Below are 17,296 nucleotides of genomic sequence, written 5' to 3' on the forward strand. Positions count from 1 at the left end.
TCAGAAGTTGTGGCGCACACCCAGCGCCAGGGACCGCACGCCGTCGCCGCTGTTGGCGGCCACCGGCACGTTGGCAATGGCGGCCGAGGCATTGGCCGCGTTGCCCAGCTGCAGCCAGCGCGCGTAGAGCACGGTGCGCTTGCTCAGCGCGTAGTCGTAGCCCAGCGTCCAGGTGTTCTGGGCGCGGTCCGTACCGCCCACCTCGCGCCGCGCCACCGAGACCAGCAGCTTGGAGCGCGCATCCAAGCTCCAATCGGCGCCCAGCTGGGCCAGCTTCGCCTTGGGTGTGCCGGCACGGTCCACGCGGTTGATGACGTAGTTGCCCGTCAGGCGCAGGCCGTCCAGGGCTTCCCAGCTGGCCGACAACGCCTGGTAGTGGCTGGTGGCGGGTGCGGCCACAGGTGCGGCGGCGCTGCCTTCCACGGACTTCTGGAAGCTGTAGGCCAGGAACCAGGGCTTCTGGTTCCAGCCCAGCGTGGCGCCGTAGAGGCGGCCGTTGTTGCTGTTCGGCGAAGCCACTTCGCCGAAGGAATAGGCCAGGTCCGCCAGCCAGGGCTGGCCTGCCGGCGTGCGGTAGCGCACCAGGTTGTTGGCCCGCGCCGCAAACGGCCGCAGGCTGGCCTGGGCATCGGTGGCCGACACCAGGTTCAGCGAGGAAAACAGCGCGTTCATGCCCAGCGGATCGGCGCGGAACAGCGCGCCGAACATGGGCGTATACATGCGGCCCATCTCCACGGCGCCCCAGCCGCTGTTCAGTCCTACCCAGGCCTGCCGCGTGAAGGCCAGGCCCGGGCCGGGAATGGTGCCCAGGCCCGTGTCCGGCGCCACGCCGGCCTCCAGCATGAACTGGGCGCGCAGGCCGCCGCCCAGGTCCTCGCTGCCGCGAAAGCCGATGCGCGATGCCGCGCTGCCCCCGTCCTCCAGCCGGCTCAGGCGCGTGGCGCCCGACCTTGCGCTGTTGATGTGGACGTCGACGATGCCGAACATCTCCACGCTGCCCTGCGCCCACGCGGACGTGCCCAGGGCCGCCATGCCGCCGGCGGCCAGCCAATGCTTGTGCTTCACGAACTTGTCTCCTTGGTAGCGCCCCGGATGCTTTGCCCGGTGGCTTGCTTGCTACTATCCCGAGCGACAGGGGATGCACTCTGTCAAGCCATTGACAAATGGCGGTACATGGGCACCGGACTAACCCGGGGCCTTCGACATCGTGAGAGAACCATGCGCTCCAAGCCTGCTCCCGTGGCCGACCCTTCGGCGCTGATCCGCCGCGCCCTGGGCCTGTGCCGCATGCTGCGCAACTGGCCGCCCGAGGTGCTGGATGAGCTGACGGCGCTGTCCCGCCTGGGCCGCTACGAGCGCCACCAGCAGGTGCGCGCCGCCGACCCCAAGCGGCGCGAGGTGCTGGTGGTGGCTTCGGGCTGCGTGGAAGTGGGCGGCGTGGACGCCACGGGCTCGCGCTTCGTGCTGTCCATGCACAGCGCGGGCGACATCGTCGGCCTGGCGCGGCTGCTGGAGCACACGCAATTCGTCTACGACTACCACGCGCACCAGCCCACGGTGCTGGTGGAGATTCCCGGCGAGTCCTTCCTGGCCCTGCTCGATGCCCATCCGCCGCTGTGGAAGGACATCTGCCTGCTGGTGCTGGCACGCATGCACGAGCTGATCGTCGTCCAGCAGCGCCACGCCTTCAGCAACATCGACAACCGCGTGGCCGAACTGCTGGCGCGGCTGGCCCCCACGCATGGCCAGCCCGCGCCCGACGGGCAGGGCGTGGTGCTGCGCATCTCGCAGAGCGACCTGGCCGCCATGCTGTCGGTCTCGCGCCAGACCATCAACAAGGAGCTGCGCCTGCTGGAGCAGCGGGGCCTGCTGCAGGCCGCCTATGGCCGGCTGACCATCGTCGACCTGGCGGGCCTGCTGCGCCTGTCCGATGCGGGCGCGCGGCCGGGGCCCTAGCCCCGGTCCGCGGGAATCAGTCCTCGTCCAGAGGCGAGGCATCCTCGCCGAACAGGGCCTGGCCGTCGGCGCGCAGCAGCTCCAGCATGTGCCGGGCTGCGGGCGACAGATAGCCGTCGCGCCGGCAGGTCACGCCCAGGTGGCGGCGCAGCGTGGTGGCCGGCAGGCGCACTTCCCTGAGCGTGCGGCTGCGCTCCAGCCGCAGCGTGTGGCGCGAGACGAAGGTCAGCAGATCGGTCTTGGCCACCATGCGCGGCAGCAGCGGGATGGAGCCCGCCTCCACCTGCACCGTGGGCGCCGGCATGCCGCGCGAGGTGAAGGCCTGGTCCAGCCATTGCCGGCTGGGAATGTTGGCGCTGGGCAGGGCCCAGGGATGGCGCAGCAGCGCGGCCATGGTGATGCGCTGGCGCTCGAAGACGGGATGGTCCTGGCGCGCCGCGACCACCACCACATCCTCGGCAATCGGGTGGGAGACCAGCTCCGGATCGCCCTCGGCCGTGAGGCCGATCAGCAGGTCCAGTTGGCCCTCGCGCAGGCGGTCGCGCAGTTCCCAGCTGGGGCCGATCACGATGCTGATGGTGATGCGCCGCCCGTCGGCCAGGGCTTTGCTGCACAGCTCGGGCAGCAGGTGGTCGGCGGCCACCGGCCCGCTGCCGATGCGCACATGGCCGGCATGGCCTTCGTTGAAGTCGCGCACCTCGCGCAGCGCCTCCTGGCTGGCATTGCGTAGCATGCGTGCGCGCGCCAGCAGCACATCGCCCAGCGGCGTGAGGCGTATGCCGCGCCCGGCACGCTCGAACAGCGCGCCGCCCACGGTCAGTTCCAGGCGCTGTATGCATTTGCTCAGCGCGGGCTGGGTGCGCCCCAGCTGTTCTGCGGCCCGGCCCAGGTGCCCGAGGTCGGCCACGATCTCGAAGAAGCGCAGGTCGCGCAGGTGCAGGTCCATCGATGAATAAAAGTGATGTTTGAATGAACATTATCGAATGGACGGAATGGATGGCGCTCACAAGAATGCGGTGCATCGACAAAGCGAATTGCCCGTTTCCATGACCGCCACTACCCACCCGCCCACCGTTTTCGTGACCGCGCCACGCCTGGCGCCCGCCGGGCTGCAGCGACTGCAGGCGGCGCACTGCCGCGTGCTGTACCTGCAAGACGGCGGCGGCGAGGCCGAGGTTGCCGCCGTGCTGGCACGCGAGAGCGTCGATGCCGTGATCTCGCGCACGGCCACGCTGTCGGCCGCTGCCATCGCGGCCTGTCCCACGCTCAAGGTCATCTCCAAGCACGGCGTGGGCGTGAGCAATATCGATGTGGCCGCGGCCAGCCAGCGGGGCATTCCGGTCTATGTGACGCCGGGCGCCAATGCCCAGTCCGTGGCCGAGATGACGCTGGGCCTGATGTTCGCGGCCGCCCGCCGCATCGCCTGGATGGATGCCGAGCTGCGCGCCGGCCGCTGGTCCCGCGCCCAGGACGGCCTGGAGCTGAGCGGCCGCACCCTGGGCCTGCTGGGCTTTGGCCAGGTGGGCCAGCGCGTGGCGCGCGTGGCGCTGGCGCTGGGCATGCAGGTGGTGGCCTTCGATCCTGCGTTCGATCCGGCCTGCGCCCCAGGGCCCGGCACCGTGGCCGGCGTGCGCATGCTGGGCTCGGTGGACGAGCTGCTGCCCCTGTCCGATGTGCTCAGCCTGCACGTGCCCCTGAATGCCCGCACGCGCCATCTGCTGGATGCCGGCCGCATCGCCCAGCTGCCGCGCGGCGCCCTGCTGGTCAACACCGCGCGGGGCGAGGTGGTGGACGAGGCGGCGCTGATCGACGCCCTGCGCAGCGGCCACCTGGCCGCCGCCGGCCTGGACACCATGGCCGAGGAGCCTCTGCCTGCGGGCCACGCCCTGGCCGCGCTGGACAACGTGGTGCTGACGCCCCATGTGGGCGGCTCCACGCCCGCCGCGCTGGCGGCCATGGCCGACATGGCCGCCGCCAATGTGCTGGGCTGGCTGCAGGGCAGCCCGGCCGACCCTTCCCACTGCGTGAACCCCGAGGTTCTGCGCTGAGCTGTTTTTCCCGGAGATTTGCCATGACCACCCCATCCAGCCAATGGCCTGCGGGCTACCGCATCCATCCGCGCGCCGCAGGCCCCGAGGCCGGCGTCGTCCAGGCCTTCAAGGCCATTCCCGTGGCCGCCATCGGCGACGCCATGAGCCGCAATGTCGGCGCCATCGGCCTGCGCCAGTACCACGCGCGGCTGGAGGCCGTTCTCTGCGGCCCCGCCGTCACCGTGCGCGTGCGGCCCGGCGACAACCTCATGATCCACAAGGCGCTGATGATGGTGCAGCCCGGCGATGTGCTGGTCATCGACGGCGGCGGCGATGTCTCGCAGGCCCTGGTTGGCGGCCTGATGCGCACCACCTGCCTGGCGCGCGGCCTGGGCGGCCTGGTCATCGACGGCGCCATCCGCGACCTGTGCGAATGGGCGCAGGACGGCATGCCCATCTTTGCGCGCGGCCACACGCACCGCGGGCCCAGCAAGGACGGCCCGGGCGAGATCAATGTGCCCGTGGCCTGCGCCGGCCTGGCCGTGCTGCCCGGCGACCTGATCGTGGGCGATGCCGACGGCGTGATCGCCGTGCCCGCGGCCGAGGCCGCCGAGGTGCTGCGCCGCAGCCAGGCCCACCTGGCCCGCGAGGCCGTCATCCGCGAGACCAACCGCAGCGGCACGGCCGACCCCGAGCGCTTCGACGCCGTGCTGCGCGCCAAGGGCCTGCCGGTCTAGCGTCTAGCGCGCAGGCCGCGCCCGACTTTTTCCCGCCATAACGATCCCAAGGAGACAAACAATGACAATGCGCAGACGGCATCTTCTGGGCGGCGCTGCCGCCGCCCTGGCCACGGCCTTCCCTGCACTGGCGCTGGCCCAGGGCGAATGGCCGCAGCGGCCCGTGCGCCTGGTCGTACCGTTTCCGCCCGGCGGCGGCACGGATGCCACCTCGCGCCTGGTGGCCGACCGGCTCAACCTCGCCATGGGCTGGACCATGGTCATAGACAACAAGCCCGGCGCGGGCGGCAACATCGGCCTGGATGCCGTGGCCAAGGCCGCGCCGGACGGCTACACCATCGGCATGGGGCAGGCCGCCAACCTGGCCATCAATCCCAGCCTCTACGCCAATATACCCTTCGATGCGCTCAAGGACTTCACGCCCATCGCCAGCGTGGCCCTGCAGCCCGTGGTGCTGACCGTGCGGCGCGACTCGCCCTTCAAGAACCTGCAGGACTTCATCAAGGCGGCCAAGGCCAGGCCCGGCACCTACGGCATCGCCCAGGCCGGCAATGGCACGGTAGGCCACCTGGCCGGGGAAATGCTGGCCCGCCGCGCGGGCATCGAGGTGCTGCAGGTGCCCTACAAGGGCGCCAATACCGCGCTCACCGACCTGATGGGCGGGCAGGTGGACCTGTACTTCGGCAACACGGTGTCGGTGATGTCGCAGCTGGCCACGGGCAAGATCCGTGCGCTGGCCGTCACCTCCGCCCAGCGCGTGCCGTCCCTGCCCGATGTGCCCACGGTGGCCGAGCAGGGCTATCCGGGCTTCGAGGCCTCCACCTGGCTGGGCCTGGTGGGGCCGGCCAACCTGCCCGCCCCCATCGCCGAGCGCATTGCCGACGCGACCATGAAGCTGCTGGCCACCAAGGAGGTCAAAGAGAAGCTGGCCCAGGAAGGCAGCATGGCCACGCCCGCCAATGGCGCGCAGTTCGGCGAGTGGATTCGCAGCGAGCACGCCAAATGGGGCAAGCTGATCCGCGAGGGCAAGTTCCAGATCAACTGACCATGGCAGCCCCAATCGAGGTCGACCGGCTCGACACCCCCAGTTCCTCCGCACCCGCAGGTGCGGGCCAGGACTCCTCCACGCCGCACAGGCTCAGGCGCATCCTGTCGCTCGATGATTTCGAGCGGGCGGCGCGCCACCACCTGCCTGCGCCGATCTTCGCCTACGTCAGCGGCGGCTGCGAGACCGACAAATCCCTGCGCGCCAACCGCGAGGCCTTCGATGCCCACCGCTGGGTGACGCGCGTGCTCACCGACACTTCGCGGCGCACGCTGGCCACACCGCTGCTGGGCCAGACCTGGGCTGCGCCCTTCGGCATCGCGCCCATGGGCATCAGCGCGCTGTCGGCCTACCGGGGCGACCTGGTGCAGACGCGCGCGGCGGCGGCCGCCCGCATCCCGGCCATCCTGAGCGGCACCTCGCTGATCCGCATGGAGGAGGTGGTCCAGGCCAATCCCCAGGCCTGGTTCCAGGCCTATGTGCCCGGCGAGACCGAACGCATCGTGCAGTTGCTGGGGCGCGTGGAGGCCGCAGGCTTCGCCACCCTGGTCGTCACCGTGGACACGCCCGTGTCGGGCAACCGCGAGAACAACATCCGCGCGGGCTTCTCGACGCCGCTGCGGCCCGGCCTGCGCCTGGCGTGGGAGGGCATCACCCATCCGCGCTGGCTGCTGGGCACGGCGCTGCGCACCCTGGTGCGGCATGGCATGCTGCACTTCGAGAACTCGCAGGCCACGCGCGGCGCGCCCATTCTCTCGTCCACCGTCACGCGCGACTTCGGCGCGCGCGACCACCTGAGCTGGGAACACCTGGCCCTGATACGCCGGCGCTGGAAGGGCCGCCTCGTGGTCAAGGGCATCCTCAGCCCGCAGGACGCGCTGGCCGCGCGCGATGCCGGGGCCGACGCCATCATCCTTTCCAACCACGGCGGCCGCCAGCTCGATGGCGCGGTCGCGCCCCTGCACATGCTGCCCCTGGTGGTGGAGGCGCTGGGCCCGGACTACCCGGTGATGATCGACAGCGGCTTTCGCAGGGGCAACGACGTGCTGGTGGCGCTGGCCCTGGGCGCGCACTTCGTCTTCGTGGGCCGGCCCTTCAACTATGCGGGCGCCGTGGGAGGCGAGGCCGGCGTGCTGCACGCCATCGCCATCCTGGCGGCCGAGATGCGGCGCAACATGGCCCTGATCGGCGTGCAAAACCTGCAGGAGCTGGGGCCGCAGCACCTGCGACCGCGTTAGCCACGCGCCAGTCCCGAGGGTGGCGTGCCCCGCAATTGGCCCGCGGTTTCGCGGCGATGGGAAAATGGCGGAATGACCGCCTCCACCAACACCCTCACGATCACCCGTCCCGATGACTGGCACCTGCACGTGCGCGATGGCGAAGCCATGCGCAGCGTGGTGCCGCATACGGCCGCGCAGTTTGCGCGCGCCATCATCATGCCCAACCTCAAGCCGCCGGTGACCACCGCCGAGCAGGCGCTGGAGTACAAGCAGCGCATCCTCTCGGCCGTGTCCGAGGGCATGGCCTTCGAGCCGCTGATGACGCTGTACCTCACCGACAACCTGCCGCCCGAGGAAATCGTGCGCGCCAAGGCGGCCGGCGTCGTGGCCTGCAAGCTCTACCCGGCAGGCGCCACCACCAACAGCGACCACGGCGTCACCGACCTGCGCAAGATCTACCCCACGCTGGAAGCCATGCAGCGCGAAGGCCTGCTGCTGCTGGTGCACGGCGAAGTCACCAGCAGCGACATCGACCTGTTCGACCGCGAGGCCGCCTTCATCGACCAGCACCTGATCCCGCTGCGCCGCGACTTCCCCGAACTCAAGATCGTCTTCGAGCACATCACCACGCGCGAAGCCGCCCAGTACGTGACCGAGGCCGACCGCTTCGTGGGCGCCACCATCACACCCCAGCATCTGCTGTTCAACCGCAACGCCATCTTCACGGGCGGCATCCGTCCCCACTACTACTGCCTGCCCGTGCTCAAGCGCGAGACGCACCGCCTGGCCTTGGTGGAGGCGGCCACCAGTGGCCTGCCCAAGTTCTTCCTGGGCACCGACAGCGCGCCGCACGCGGCCCATCTCAAGGAACACGCCACGGGCTGCGCGGGCTGCTACAGCGCCCATGCCGCCATCGAGATGTATGCCGAGGCCTTCGACAATGCCGGCGCGCTGGACAAGCTCGAAGCCTTCGCCAGCTTCAACGGCCCGGACTTCTACAGCCTGCCGCGCAACACCGGCAAGATCACCCTGGTGCGCGAAAGCTGGACGCCGCCGGACAGCTTCGCCTTCGGCGAGGCGCAACTGAAGCCCCTGCGCTCCGGCGAAGCCCTGCCCTGGAAGCTGGTTTAAGCTGGCGGGACTGCCACCCGCCAGAGGATTGCCATGCCTGAGCCGCAACCGCGCATCGCCCTGCTGATCGACGCCGACAACGCGCCGGCCGAGATGATCGACGAGATCCTGACCGAGCTGTCGACCTTCGGCGTCATCGACATCCGCCGCGCCTACGGCAACTGGACCAAGCATTCGCTCAGCGGCTGGCAGCGCAAGCTGCTCGATTTCGCACTGCGGCCCATGCAGCAGTTCGACTACTCCAAGCACAAGAACGCCACCGACATGGCGATGACCGTGGACGCCATGGAGCTGCTCTACACCGAGCGGCCCGACGCCTTCGGCATCGTCTCTTCCGACGCCGACTTCACGCCGCTGGTGATGCACCTGCGCTCCAAGGGCGCGGCCGTCTACGGCTTCGGCATGGCGCAGACGCCCCAGCCCTTCGTCAATGCCTGCTCGCGCTTTCTGTATCTGGAGGCGCTGGGCGAGGCGGTGCCCGCCAACGGCAATGGCCAGGACGCCACGCATGAGGCGGGCCAGGCGGCGGTGCCGCCAGTGGCTGCAGCTGCGGTGGCGGCCTCTGTCCAGCCCTCCACTGGTACGGGCAAGGAGCGCGCCCAGGCCGAGCAGGCACCTTCCTCTTTGTCCGCTCCCGAGCCGCAGCGCCCCTGCCTGCGTGTTCCTTCGCAGGAACTGCGCCAGGACACGCGCCTGCTGAGCATGCTGCGCAGCGCCGTCAACGCCACGCAGGACGAAAGCGGCTGGGCCCATGTGGGCGCCGTGGGCGCGCAGATCGGCAACAAGGCATCGTTCGATGCGCGCAACTACGGCTACGCCACGCTCACCAAGCTGCTGGCGGCCACGCAGGCGTTCGAGATGCGCGACGAGGGCACCTCGCGCGTGGCCGTGCGCGACAAGCGCATGGCCAAGGCGCAGTCCAGGCCGTCCGGCAATTGACGTTTCCCATCGACTGGAATGCGCCCTGGCTGCAGGGGCTGCAAACGCAGGGCAGGGCGGCCTGCCAGCGGGTGGAGCAGGGTCGGCCGGTCTGGCAGGCCCTGCAGTCGCTGGCCGATGCGCAGGCGCTGCCCTGGCGCTTTGTGCCCCAGCACGATCTGCCCGAAGGCAAGGCCTACGAGCAATTCATCTTCGAGACGCGCTGCATCCCCACGCGCGACAACCTGCATGACTTCTTCAACGGCCTGATCTGGCTGCGCTGGCCCGCGCTCAAGCAGCGCTGCAATGCCCTGCAGGCCCGCGCCATTGCCCAGGCGGGCGTGGGCGCGCAGCGCGGGCCGCTGCGCGATGCCGTCACCGTGCTGGACGAGAACGGCACCCTGCTGCTGGCGCCGGCCGCGCTGTGCGAGGCGCTGCGCCACCGGCGCTGGCACCAGCTCTTCGTGGAGCAGCGCGCACTGTGGCGGCAGGCAAGGCTGCTGCCCATAGGCCATGCGCTGCTGGAAAAGCTGGTGCAGCCGCGCAAGCCCATCACGGCCCATGTGCTGTGCGTGCACACGGATGGTGCAGGCGCCACGGCAGGCCCCGCCACGGCGGACATCGACGCCTGGCTGGCCGGCAGCATCTGGCTGGAGGCCGACACCCTGGCGTGCAAGCCTTTTGCACCCTTGCCCGTGCTGGGCGTGCCCGGCTGGTGGCGCGAGAACGAGAACTTTTCCTTCTATGATGACTCTCTCGTGTTCCGGGCGCCCCGTTCCGCACAAGCATCACAACAAGGAATGGCAACGGCGCAGGACCCGGCTTGAAAACAGCCGGTGGGGCCCTCACTTTTCAACGCTGCAGGGCCCAGATCCTTTCCCCTTTCCCCACTTTGTGGAGAACCCACTGATGAAACGCATCGCACTTTTTCTTTTGACCAACGTCGCCGTCGTGGTGGTGCTGGGCATCGTCGCCAGCCTGCTGGGCGTCAACCGCTTCCTGACTTCCAATGGCCTGAACCTCGGGGCCCTGCTGGGCTTCGCCTTCATCATGGGCTTTGGCGGCGCCATCATCTCGCTGCTGATCTCCAAGCCCCTGGCCAAGTGGAGCTCGGGCGTGCACGTGATCAACGAGCCGCGCAACGCCGATGAGGCCTGGATCGTCAACACCGTGCGCGGCTTCGCCGACCGTGCCGGCATCGGCATGCCCGAAGTCGGCATCTACGAGGGCGAGCCCAATGCCTTCGCCACCGGCGCCTTCAAGAACTCGGCCCTGGTGGCCGTGTCCACGGGCCTGCTGGAAGGCATGACGCGCGAAGAGGTGGAGGCCGTGATCGGCCACGAGGTCGCCCACATCGCCAATGGCGACATGGTGACCATGACCCTGATCCAGGGCGTGATGAACACCTTCGTGGTCTTCCTGTCGCGCGTCATCGGCTATGCCGTGGACAGCTTCCTGCGCAAGAACGACGAAAGCAGCTCGGGCCCCGGCATCGGCTACTACGTGACCACCATCGTGCTGGACATCGTTCTGGGCTTCCTGGCCGCCATCATCGTGGCCTGGTTCTCGCGCCAGCGCGAATTCCGCGCCGACGCGGGTGCCGCCCAGCTCATGGGCCGCAAGCAGCCCATGATGAATGCCCTGGCCCGCCTGGGCGGCATGCACCCCGGCGAGCTGCCCAAGAGCGTGGCCGCCATGGGCATTGCCGGCGGCATCGGCAAGCTGTTCTCGACCCACCCGCCGATCGAAGAGCGCATTGCCGCGCTGCAGAACGCGCAGAACCTCTGAGTGACCGATCCCGCCGCTACCTTTGGCGGCGGATCTTTACCCAGGCTTCACAAGCCCCTGTCAACAACCGGCAGGGGCTTTTTCGTTGTATCTGCATGGCCGCACTAAGCGCGGCCAGGAGTGCATCGTGAAGTCTGTATCGATTCAAACGCCGGGCCGTCGCCTGGTTCCGGCCCTGGTCCTGGCTGCCGCCACCGTGGCATTGACCGGCTGCGTGGTGGCGCCAGCCTATCCCGTAGGTCCTTCGGGCGAGGTGGTCTACGCGCCCATGGCGCCGCCGCCGCTGCAGACCGAGGTCATTCCGGTCGCTCCCTCGCCGGTCCATGTCTGGATCGGTGGCTCCTGGGGCTGGGGCGGTGGCCGCTATGCATGGCGCCCCGGCTACTGGGCAGCGCCGCCGCATCCCGGCTATGGCTGGCGTCCACACGGCTGGGACCATGGCCCGCGTGGCTGGTACCAGCGCCCGGGCGGCTGGTACCGCCGCTGATTCAGGTGGCGGCAGCGTCGCCGCTGCCGCTGCCACCCTGGCCGGCCTTGGCCAGCAGGAAGTCGATGCAGGTGCGCACGGCCCGCGTCTGATGACGGTCAGGCAGGTACAGCAGGTACATGTGGGTGCCAAAGATGCTCAGTCGGTACTCCTGCAGGGTCAGTACCACCTCGCCGCTGGCCACCTTGTCCTGCACCACGTAGTCGGGCACCAGGCCCACGCCCAGGCCCGCCAGAATGCCCTGGCGCAGGAACGGGAAGTGCTCGGAGATCATGGTCGGCGCCAACAGCACCTCCTGGCGGTCCGTGCCCTGGTAGGCCGACAGGCGCAGCTGGCGGCCCATCACTCCGGCCGTGATCAGTGGGCTGTTGCGCAGCTCGTACAGCGTGGTGGGCAGGCCGTGCTGCTGCGCATACTCGCGTGAGGCGCAGGCCACGTAGTGCACATTGCCCAGGCTGCGCGCAATCACCGACAGCGGCGGCTCCTGGATCACGCGGATGGCGATGTCCACCTCGTCGCGCAAATGGTCGGCCCGGTTCTCGAACAGCACATCCAGCACGATGCCCGGATACAGCCGCTTGAACTCGATCAGCCAGTCGCTCATCACGATCTGCCCATAGCCGCTGGGCACGCTCAGCCCCACGCGCCCCGCCATCCCCTGGCCCAGCGACGTGATCGTCTCGCGCGCCGACATCATCTCGTTCTGGATCGCGCGGCCATGCTCGTACATCCGCATCCCCACCTCGGTCGGCTCCACGCGCCGCGTGGTGCGCCGCACCAGCTGTACCCCCACCGATTTTTCCAGCTGCGTCAGGTGATAGCTCACATTGGCCCGCGTCATCTTCAGCTTGCGCGCCGCCTGGCTCAGATTGCCGCTATCGATGATTTCCACCAGCAGGGTCAGGGAGTTCAGATCCATAGGTATGTCCAGATACTTTGCTTCGCCCACAGCCTATGAAACTGGCGCGCTCCAAAGCCAGGGGCAGCGAGGAAGGGCCGCCCCGCACCGAGGCTGTCGTCCCCCTCCCTTGCGAAGCAAGCAGAGAGGGGGAAGGCGCGCAAGCGCCTCAGGGGGTGTTCAACACTGTCAAATACGTTTTTACAGTCTGTCAATCATTCATGGGATTGTAAAGAACCATTGTCGTAGCAAGAATGGATGTTTTGAGTGGAAAACCCAAGTTCGGAGACATACAGATGAGCGAACAAGCCCAGGCTTCCGTGGTCCAGACCCGCCTTGATGGTGCCGTGCTGGTGGTCAGCATCAACAATCCCCCCGTGAATGCCCTGGGCCAGGCCGTGCGCGCCGGCCTGCTGGCTGCCGTGGAGCAGGCCGAATCGGATGCCGCCGTGAAGGCCGTGCTCATCGTGGGTGAGGGCAAGGCCTTCATCGCCGGTGCCGACATCCGCGAATTCGGCAAGCCCGCCATGCCGCCCTCGCTGCCCGAGGTGCTCAATCGTCTCGAAGCCTCCGACAAGATCGTGGTCGCCGCCATCCATGGCCCGGCCCTGGGCGGCGGCCTGGAAGTGGCCATGTCGGCCCACTACCGCCTGGCTTTGCCGGCTGCCAAGCTCGGCCTGCCCGAAGTCAACCTGGGCCTGCTGCCCGGCGCTGGCGGCACGCAGCGCGCACCGCGCCTGATGGGCGTGAAGGCGGCCGCCGACCTCATGCTCAGCGGCAAGCACCTGTCGGCCAAGGCCGCGCTGGCCGCCGGCCTGGTGGACAAGCTGGTGGACGGCACCGACGCCACGGCCGCAGGTCTGGTCTACGCCAACGAGCTGCTGGCATCCAATACCGCGCCGCGCCGCACGCGTGACATCGAGATTGCCGACAAGGCCGCCGCCCTGGCCGAACTCGACGCGCTGGCCGCCGAGACCGCCAAGAAGAGCCGCGGCCTGTTCTCGCCGCTGAAGATCGTGGAATGCGTGCGCGCCGCCGTGGAGCTGCCCTTCGACGAAGGCATCGCCAAGGAGCGTGCCCTGTTCGTGGAATGTCTGAACAGCCCGCAGCGCGCCGGCCTGATCCACGCCTTCTTCGCCGAGCGCGAAACCGCCAAGATTCCCGAAGCCAAGGCCGCTGCGCCGCGCCACTTTGCCAAGATCGCCGTCATCGGCGGCGGCACCATGGGCGCCGGCATCACGGTGTCCGCGCTGGACGCGGGCCTTGTGGTGACCATGATCGAGCGCGACGCCGACTCCATCGCGCGCGGCCAAGCCAATGTGGAGAAGGTCTACAACGGCCTGATCGCCAAGGGCCGCATGACCGAGGAGGCCAAGGCCGCCGTCATGGCGCGCTACACGCCTAGCACCTCCTATGACGACATCAAGGATGTGGACCTGGTGATCGAGGCCGTGTTCGAGGACCTCGAAGTCAAGAAGGCCGTGTTCAAGGAACTGGACCGCGTCTGCAAGCCCGGCGCCGTGCTGGCCACCAACACCTCCTACCTGGACATCGACGCCATTGCCGCCGCCACCGCGCGCCCGCAGGACGTGATCGGCCTGCACTTCTTCAGCCCCGCCAACATCATGAAGCTGCTGGAGATCGTGGTGCCCGCCAAGGTGGCGCCCGACGTGGTGACCACGGCTTTCGAGCTGGCCAAGCGCATGAAGAAGGTGCCTGTGCGTGCCGGCGTCTGCGACGGCTTCATCGGCAACCGCATCCTGGCCGTCTACAAGCAGGCTGCCGACTACATCATGGAAGACGGCGCCAGCCCCTACGAGATCGACGAGGCCGTGCGCGGCTTCGGCTACCCGATGGGCCCGTTCCAGGTCACCGACCTGGCCGGCGGCGACATCGGCTGGGCCACGCGCAAGCGGCGCGCGGCCACGCGCGATCCCAAGGCCCGCTACGTCGAAGTGGCCGACCGCGTCTGCGAGCGCGGCTGGTTCGGCCAGAAGACGGGCCGTGGCTTCTACCTCTACCCGCAGGGCGCGCGCGTCGGCCAGCCCGACCCCGAAGTGCTGGCCATCGTCGATGCCGAGCGCGCCAAGAAGGGCGTGACGCCGCGCAAGTTCACCCCTGAGGAAATCATGCGCCGCTACATGGCCGCCATGGTCAACGAAGGCGCCAAGGTGGTGGAGGAGGGCATTGCCCTGCGCCCGCTGGATGTGGACGTGACATTCCTGTCCGGCTACGGCTTCCCGCGCTTTCGTGGCGGCCCCATGAAGTGGGCCGACATGCAAGGTTTGGACAAGGTGCTGGCTGACATTCGCGAATTCGCCAAGGAAGACGCGCTGTTCTGGAAGCCCGCTCCCCTGCTCGAAAAGCTCGTGGCAGAAGGCCGCGATTTCGAAAGCCTGAACAAGGCAGCGTAAGCCGCCCCCGCGTTTCCCCGCCATGCCCTTGACCCGCTCCGTCCAACGCAGAGCGGGCAGGGCCGTGCACAACCACAACAATTTTCCAGAGACAAGCAAGGACCGACCATGCGCGAAGCCGTCATCGTTTCCACTGCCCGCACGCCCCTGACCAAGTCGCACCGCGGCGAGTTCAACGTCACGCCCGCCGCCCAGCTGGCGGCCTTCTCGGTCAAGGCCGCGGTCGAGCGCTCGGGCATCGACCCGGCCATGATCGAGGACCTGATCCTGGGCTGCGGCAACCCCGACGGCTTCCAGGGCCGCAACCTGGGTCGCCAGACCGTGCTGCGCGCCGAGCTGCCCCTGTCCATCGCGGGCACGACCATCACGCGCTTTTGCGCCTCGGGCCTGCAGTCCATCGCCATCGCGGCGGGCCGCATCGTGGCCGAGGGCGTGGACGCCATGCTGGCCGGCGGCATCGAGACCATCTCGGGCATCCGCCCCGGCAACAACCTGCCCACCGACATGGACCCCTGGCTGGTCGAGCACAAGCCCGCGCTGTACATGGCCATGATCGATACGGCCGACATCGTGGCGCGCCGCTACGGCATCAGCCGCGAGGACCAGGACGCCTTCTCGCTGCAAAGCCAGCAGCGCACGGCCGCCGCCCAGGCCGCCGACCTGTTCAAGGACGAAATCATTGCCTGCGCCACGCGCATGGCCGAGAAGAACAAGGACACGGGCGAGATCACCTACCGCGACGTGGTCGCCACCAAGGACAACTGCAACCGCGCCTCCACCACGTTGGAAGGCCTGGCCAAGCTGGAACCCGTCAAGGGCCCGGACCAGTTCATCACGGCCGGCAATGCCTCGCAGCTGTCCGATGGATCGTCGGCCTGCGTGCTGATGGAAGCCAGGCAGGCCGAGCGCCTGGGCCTGTCCCCGCTGGGCGCCTTCCGCGGCTTTGCCGTGGCCGGCTGCGAGCCTGACGAAATGGGCATCGGCCCCGTCTTCGCGGTCCCCAAGCTGCTGGCGCGCCACGGCCTCAAGGTCGAGGACATCGACCTGTGGGAACTCAACGAGGCCTTCGCCTCCCAGGCCCTGTACTGCCAGCGCAAGCTGGGCATTCCCAACGAGCGCCTGAACGTCAACGGCGGCGCCATCTCCATCGGCCACCCCTTCGGCATGACGGGTGCGCGCCTGGCCGGCCACATCCTGCTGGAAGGCCAGCGCCGCAAGGCCAAGTGGGGCGTGGTCACCATGTGCATCGCAGGTGGCATGGGCGCCGCAGGCCTGTTCGAAATTTATTGAATAAGCACCCCCTGAGCGGCTGGCGCCGCTTCCCCCTCTCTCGCTTCGCGGGAGGGGAACGACGCCCTTGCTGCGGGGCGGCCCTTGCTCGGCGTCCCTCGCTTAGGGCACGCCAATTTCAGGGCTGCAAACGGCTTACAACGCCACGGATTACTGGGGAATAGCAATGGATTTGCAATTTACGACTGAAGAACTGGCCTTCCGCGACGAGGTTCGCGGCTTCCTCAAGGACAAGCTGCCCGAGGACCTGTCGCACAAGGTCAAGAACGGCCTGCAACTGACCAAGCAGGACATGGAGCGCTGGCACGCCATCCTCAACGAGCGCGGCTGGCTGGCCAACCACTGGCCCGAGCAGCACGGCGGCCCGGGCTGGAGCGCGGTGCAGAAATTCATCTTCGAGCATGAATGCGCACTGGCGGGCACGCCGCGCATCGTGCCCTTCGGGCTGAGCATGCTGGGCCCCGTCCTGATCAAGTACGGCAACGAGGCGCAGAAGGCCCACTGGCTGCCGCGCATCCTCAATGGCGCCGACTGGTGGTGCCAGGGCTATTCGGAGCCGGGTTCGGGCTCGGACCTGGCCTCGGTCAAGACGTCTGCCGTGCGCGATGGAGATCACTACATCGTCAACGGCCAGAAGACCTGGACCACGCTGGGCCAGCACGCCAACATGATCTTCTGCCTGGTGCGCACCAATCGCGAGGCCAAGGCGCAGCAGGGCATCAGCTTCCTGCTGGTGGACATGAACTCGCCCGGCGTGGAAGTGCGCCCCATCATCACGCTGGACGGCGAGCACGAGGTCAACGAAGTCTTCTTCACCGACGTCAAGGTGCCCGTGGAGAACCTGGTCGGCGAAGAGAACAAGGGCTGGACCTACGCCAAGTACCTGCTGACTTACGAGCGCACCAACATCGCGGGCGTGGGCTTCTCGGTGGCCGGCCTGGAAAAGCTCAAGGCCGTCGCCGGCCGCATGCTGCGCAATGGCAAGCCGCTGACCCAGGACCCGCTGTTTGCGGCCCGCCTGGCCAAGGTCGAGATCGACCTGGAGAACATGAAGACCACCAACCTGCGCGTGATCGCCGCCGTGGCCGGCGGCGGCGTGCCGGGCGCCGAAAGCTCCATGCTCAAGATCCGCGGCACCGAGATCCGCCAGGAAATCCTGTCCCTGGTGCGCCGCGCCATGGGACCCTACGCCGCGCCCTTCATCGAAGAGGCCCTGCAGGCCGGCTACGACCAGCCCGCCATCGGCGACGCGGCTGCCGCCACGGCCGCCGCCGCGTACTTCAACTACCGCAAGCTGTCGATCTTCGGCGGCTCCAACGAAATCCAGAAGAACATCATCTCCAAGATGATCTTGGGCCTGTGATCGGCAGCAAGGAAAACGG

16 protein-coding genes are annotated in these 17,296 nt (G+C 68.5%); 13 read left to right on the top strand and 3 right to left on the bottom strand.

Annotation, left to right across the window (positions count from 1 at the left end; all coding sequences use genetic code 11):
- The gene (locus DA1_RS18245; protein WP_034390387.1) at window positions 1-1,065 is read right to left on the bottom strand and encodes a porin; all 1,065 of its coding nucleotides are present in this window, start codon (window positions 1,063-1,065) and stop codon (window positions 1-3) included.
- A gap of 153 nt (window positions 1,066-1,218) precedes the next feature.
- Here DA1_RS18245 and DA1_RS18250 point away from each other — a divergent pair, with 153 nt between their 5' ends.
- A complete protein-coding gene (locus DA1_RS18250; protein ID WP_034390390.1) occupies window positions 1,219-1,956 on the top strand; it encodes a Crp/Fnr family transcriptional regulator in 738 nt (245 codons plus the stop codon).
- Between the two features lie 16 nt (window positions 1,957-1,972).
- On the opposite strand, the gene DA1_RS18255 is transcribed toward DA1_RS18250, so the two are convergent.
- Window positions 1,973-2,902, bottom strand: coding sequence for a LysR family transcriptional regulator (locus tag DA1_RS18255; RefSeq protein WP_013804160.1), 930 nt, complete (start codon window positions 2,900-2,902; stop codon window positions 1,973-1,975).
- A gap of 100 nt (window positions 2,903-3,002) precedes the next feature.
- On the opposite strand from DA1_RS18255, the gene DA1_RS18260 reads away from it, so the two are divergent.
- The 9 genes from DA1_RS18260 (at window position 3,003) to DA1_RS18300 (ending at window position 11,312) form a co-directional block, all read left to right on the top strand.
- Entirely contained in the window at window positions 3,003-4,004 is a 1,002-nt protein-coding gene (locus DA1_RS18260; RefSeq protein WP_034390393.1) for a hydroxyacid dehydrogenase, read from the top strand.
- A gap of 23 nt (window positions 4,005-4,027) precedes the next feature.
- Entirely contained in the window at window positions 4,028-4,723 is a 696-nt protein-coding gene (locus DA1_RS18265; protein ID WP_012203312.1) for an RraA family protein, read from the top strand.
- A 61-nt stretch (window positions 4,724-4,784) separates the two neighbouring features.
- Entirely contained in the window at window positions 4,785-5,768 is a 984-nt protein-coding gene (locus DA1_RS18270; RefSeq protein WP_034390397.1) for a Bug family tripartite tricarboxylate transporter substrate binding protein, read from the top strand.
- 2 nt (window positions 5,769-5,770) lie between these two features.
- Window positions 5,771-7,006, top strand: a complete 1,236-nt coding sequence (locus tag DA1_RS18275; RefSeq protein WP_034390400.1) for an alpha-hydroxy acid oxidase — start codon at window positions 5,771-5,773, stop codon at window positions 7,004-7,006.
- A gap of 72 nt (window positions 7,007-7,078) precedes the next feature.
- Window positions 7,079-8,119 carry a dihydroorotase gene (gene pyrC / locus DA1_RS18280; RefSeq protein WP_034390403.1) on the top strand — a complete coding sequence of 347 codons (1,041 nt, stop codon included), beginning with the start codon at window positions 7,079-7,081 and terminating at the stop codon, window positions 8,117-8,119.
- A gap of 33 nt (window positions 8,120-8,152) precedes the next feature.
- Complete coding sequence (locus DA1_RS18285) at window positions 8,153-9,058, top strand: NYN domain-containing protein (RefSeq protein WP_034390406.1); 906 nt, start codon at window positions 8,153-8,155, stop codon at window positions 9,056-9,058.
- Window positions 9,055-9,864, top strand: coding sequence for a DUF3025 domain-containing protein (locus DA1_RS18290; protein WP_034390409.1), 810 nt, complete (start codon window positions 9,055-9,057; stop codon window positions 9,862-9,864). Before DA1_RS18285 ends, DA1_RS18290 begins: the two co-directional genes overlap by 4 nt.
- An 82-nt stretch (window positions 9,865-9,946) precedes the next feature.
- Window positions 9,947-10,825 carry a protease HtpX gene (gene htpX, locus DA1_RS18295; RefSeq protein ID WP_013804154.1) on the top strand — a complete coding sequence of 293 codons (879 nt, stop codon included), beginning with the start codon at window positions 9,947-9,949 and terminating at the stop codon, window positions 10,823-10,825.
- A gap of 127 nt (window positions 10,826-10,952) precedes the next feature.
- Window positions 10,953-11,312 carry a YXWGXW repeat-containing protein gene (locus DA1_RS18300; RefSeq protein WP_034398157.1) on the top strand — a complete coding sequence of 120 codons (360 nt, stop codon included), beginning with the start codon at window positions 10,953-10,955 and terminating at the stop codon, window positions 11,310-11,312.
- A gap of 1 nt (window position 11,313) precedes the next feature.
- Here the strand turns inward: DA1_RS18300 and DA1_RS18305 are convergent, their stop codons facing one another.
- Window positions 11,314-12,231, bottom strand: a complete 918-nt coding sequence (locus DA1_RS18305; RefSeq protein WP_012203322.1) for a LysR family transcriptional regulator — start codon at window positions 12,229-12,231, stop codon at window positions 11,314-11,316.
- Between the two features lie 275 nt (window positions 12,232-12,506).
- On the opposite strand from DA1_RS18305, the gene DA1_RS18310 reads away from it, so the two are divergent.
- The 3 genes from DA1_RS18310 (at window position 12,507) to DA1_RS18320 (ending at window position 17,277) form a co-directional block, all read left to right on the top strand.
- On the top strand, window positions 12,507-14,624 hold the full coding sequence (locus DA1_RS18310) for a 3-hydroxyacyl-CoA dehydrogenase NAD-binding domain-containing protein (RefSeq protein ID WP_034390412.1): 2,118 nt from the start codon (window positions 12,507-12,509) through the stop codon (window positions 14,622-14,624).
- A 108-nt stretch (window positions 14,625-14,732) separates the two neighbouring features.
- Window positions 14,733-15,914, top strand: coding sequence for an acetyl-CoA C-acyltransferase (locus tag DA1_RS18315; RefSeq protein WP_013804150.1), 1,182 nt, complete (start codon window positions 14,733-14,735; stop codon window positions 15,912-15,914).
- Between the two features lie 166 nt (window positions 15,915-16,080).
- Window positions 16,081-17,277, top strand: a complete 1,197-nt coding sequence (locus DA1_RS18320; RefSeq protein WP_016451776.1) for an acyl-CoA dehydrogenase family protein — start codon at window positions 16,081-16,083, stop codon at window positions 17,275-17,277.
- Window positions 17,278-17,296: the final 19 nt, after the last annotated feature.

Source organism: Delftia acidovorans NBRC 14950 (assembly GCF_001598795.1).
In the GTDB taxonomy this organism is placed as follows: domain Bacteria; phylum Pseudomonadota; class Gammaproteobacteria; order Burkholderiales; family Burkholderiaceae_C; genus Comamonas; species Comamonas acidovorans.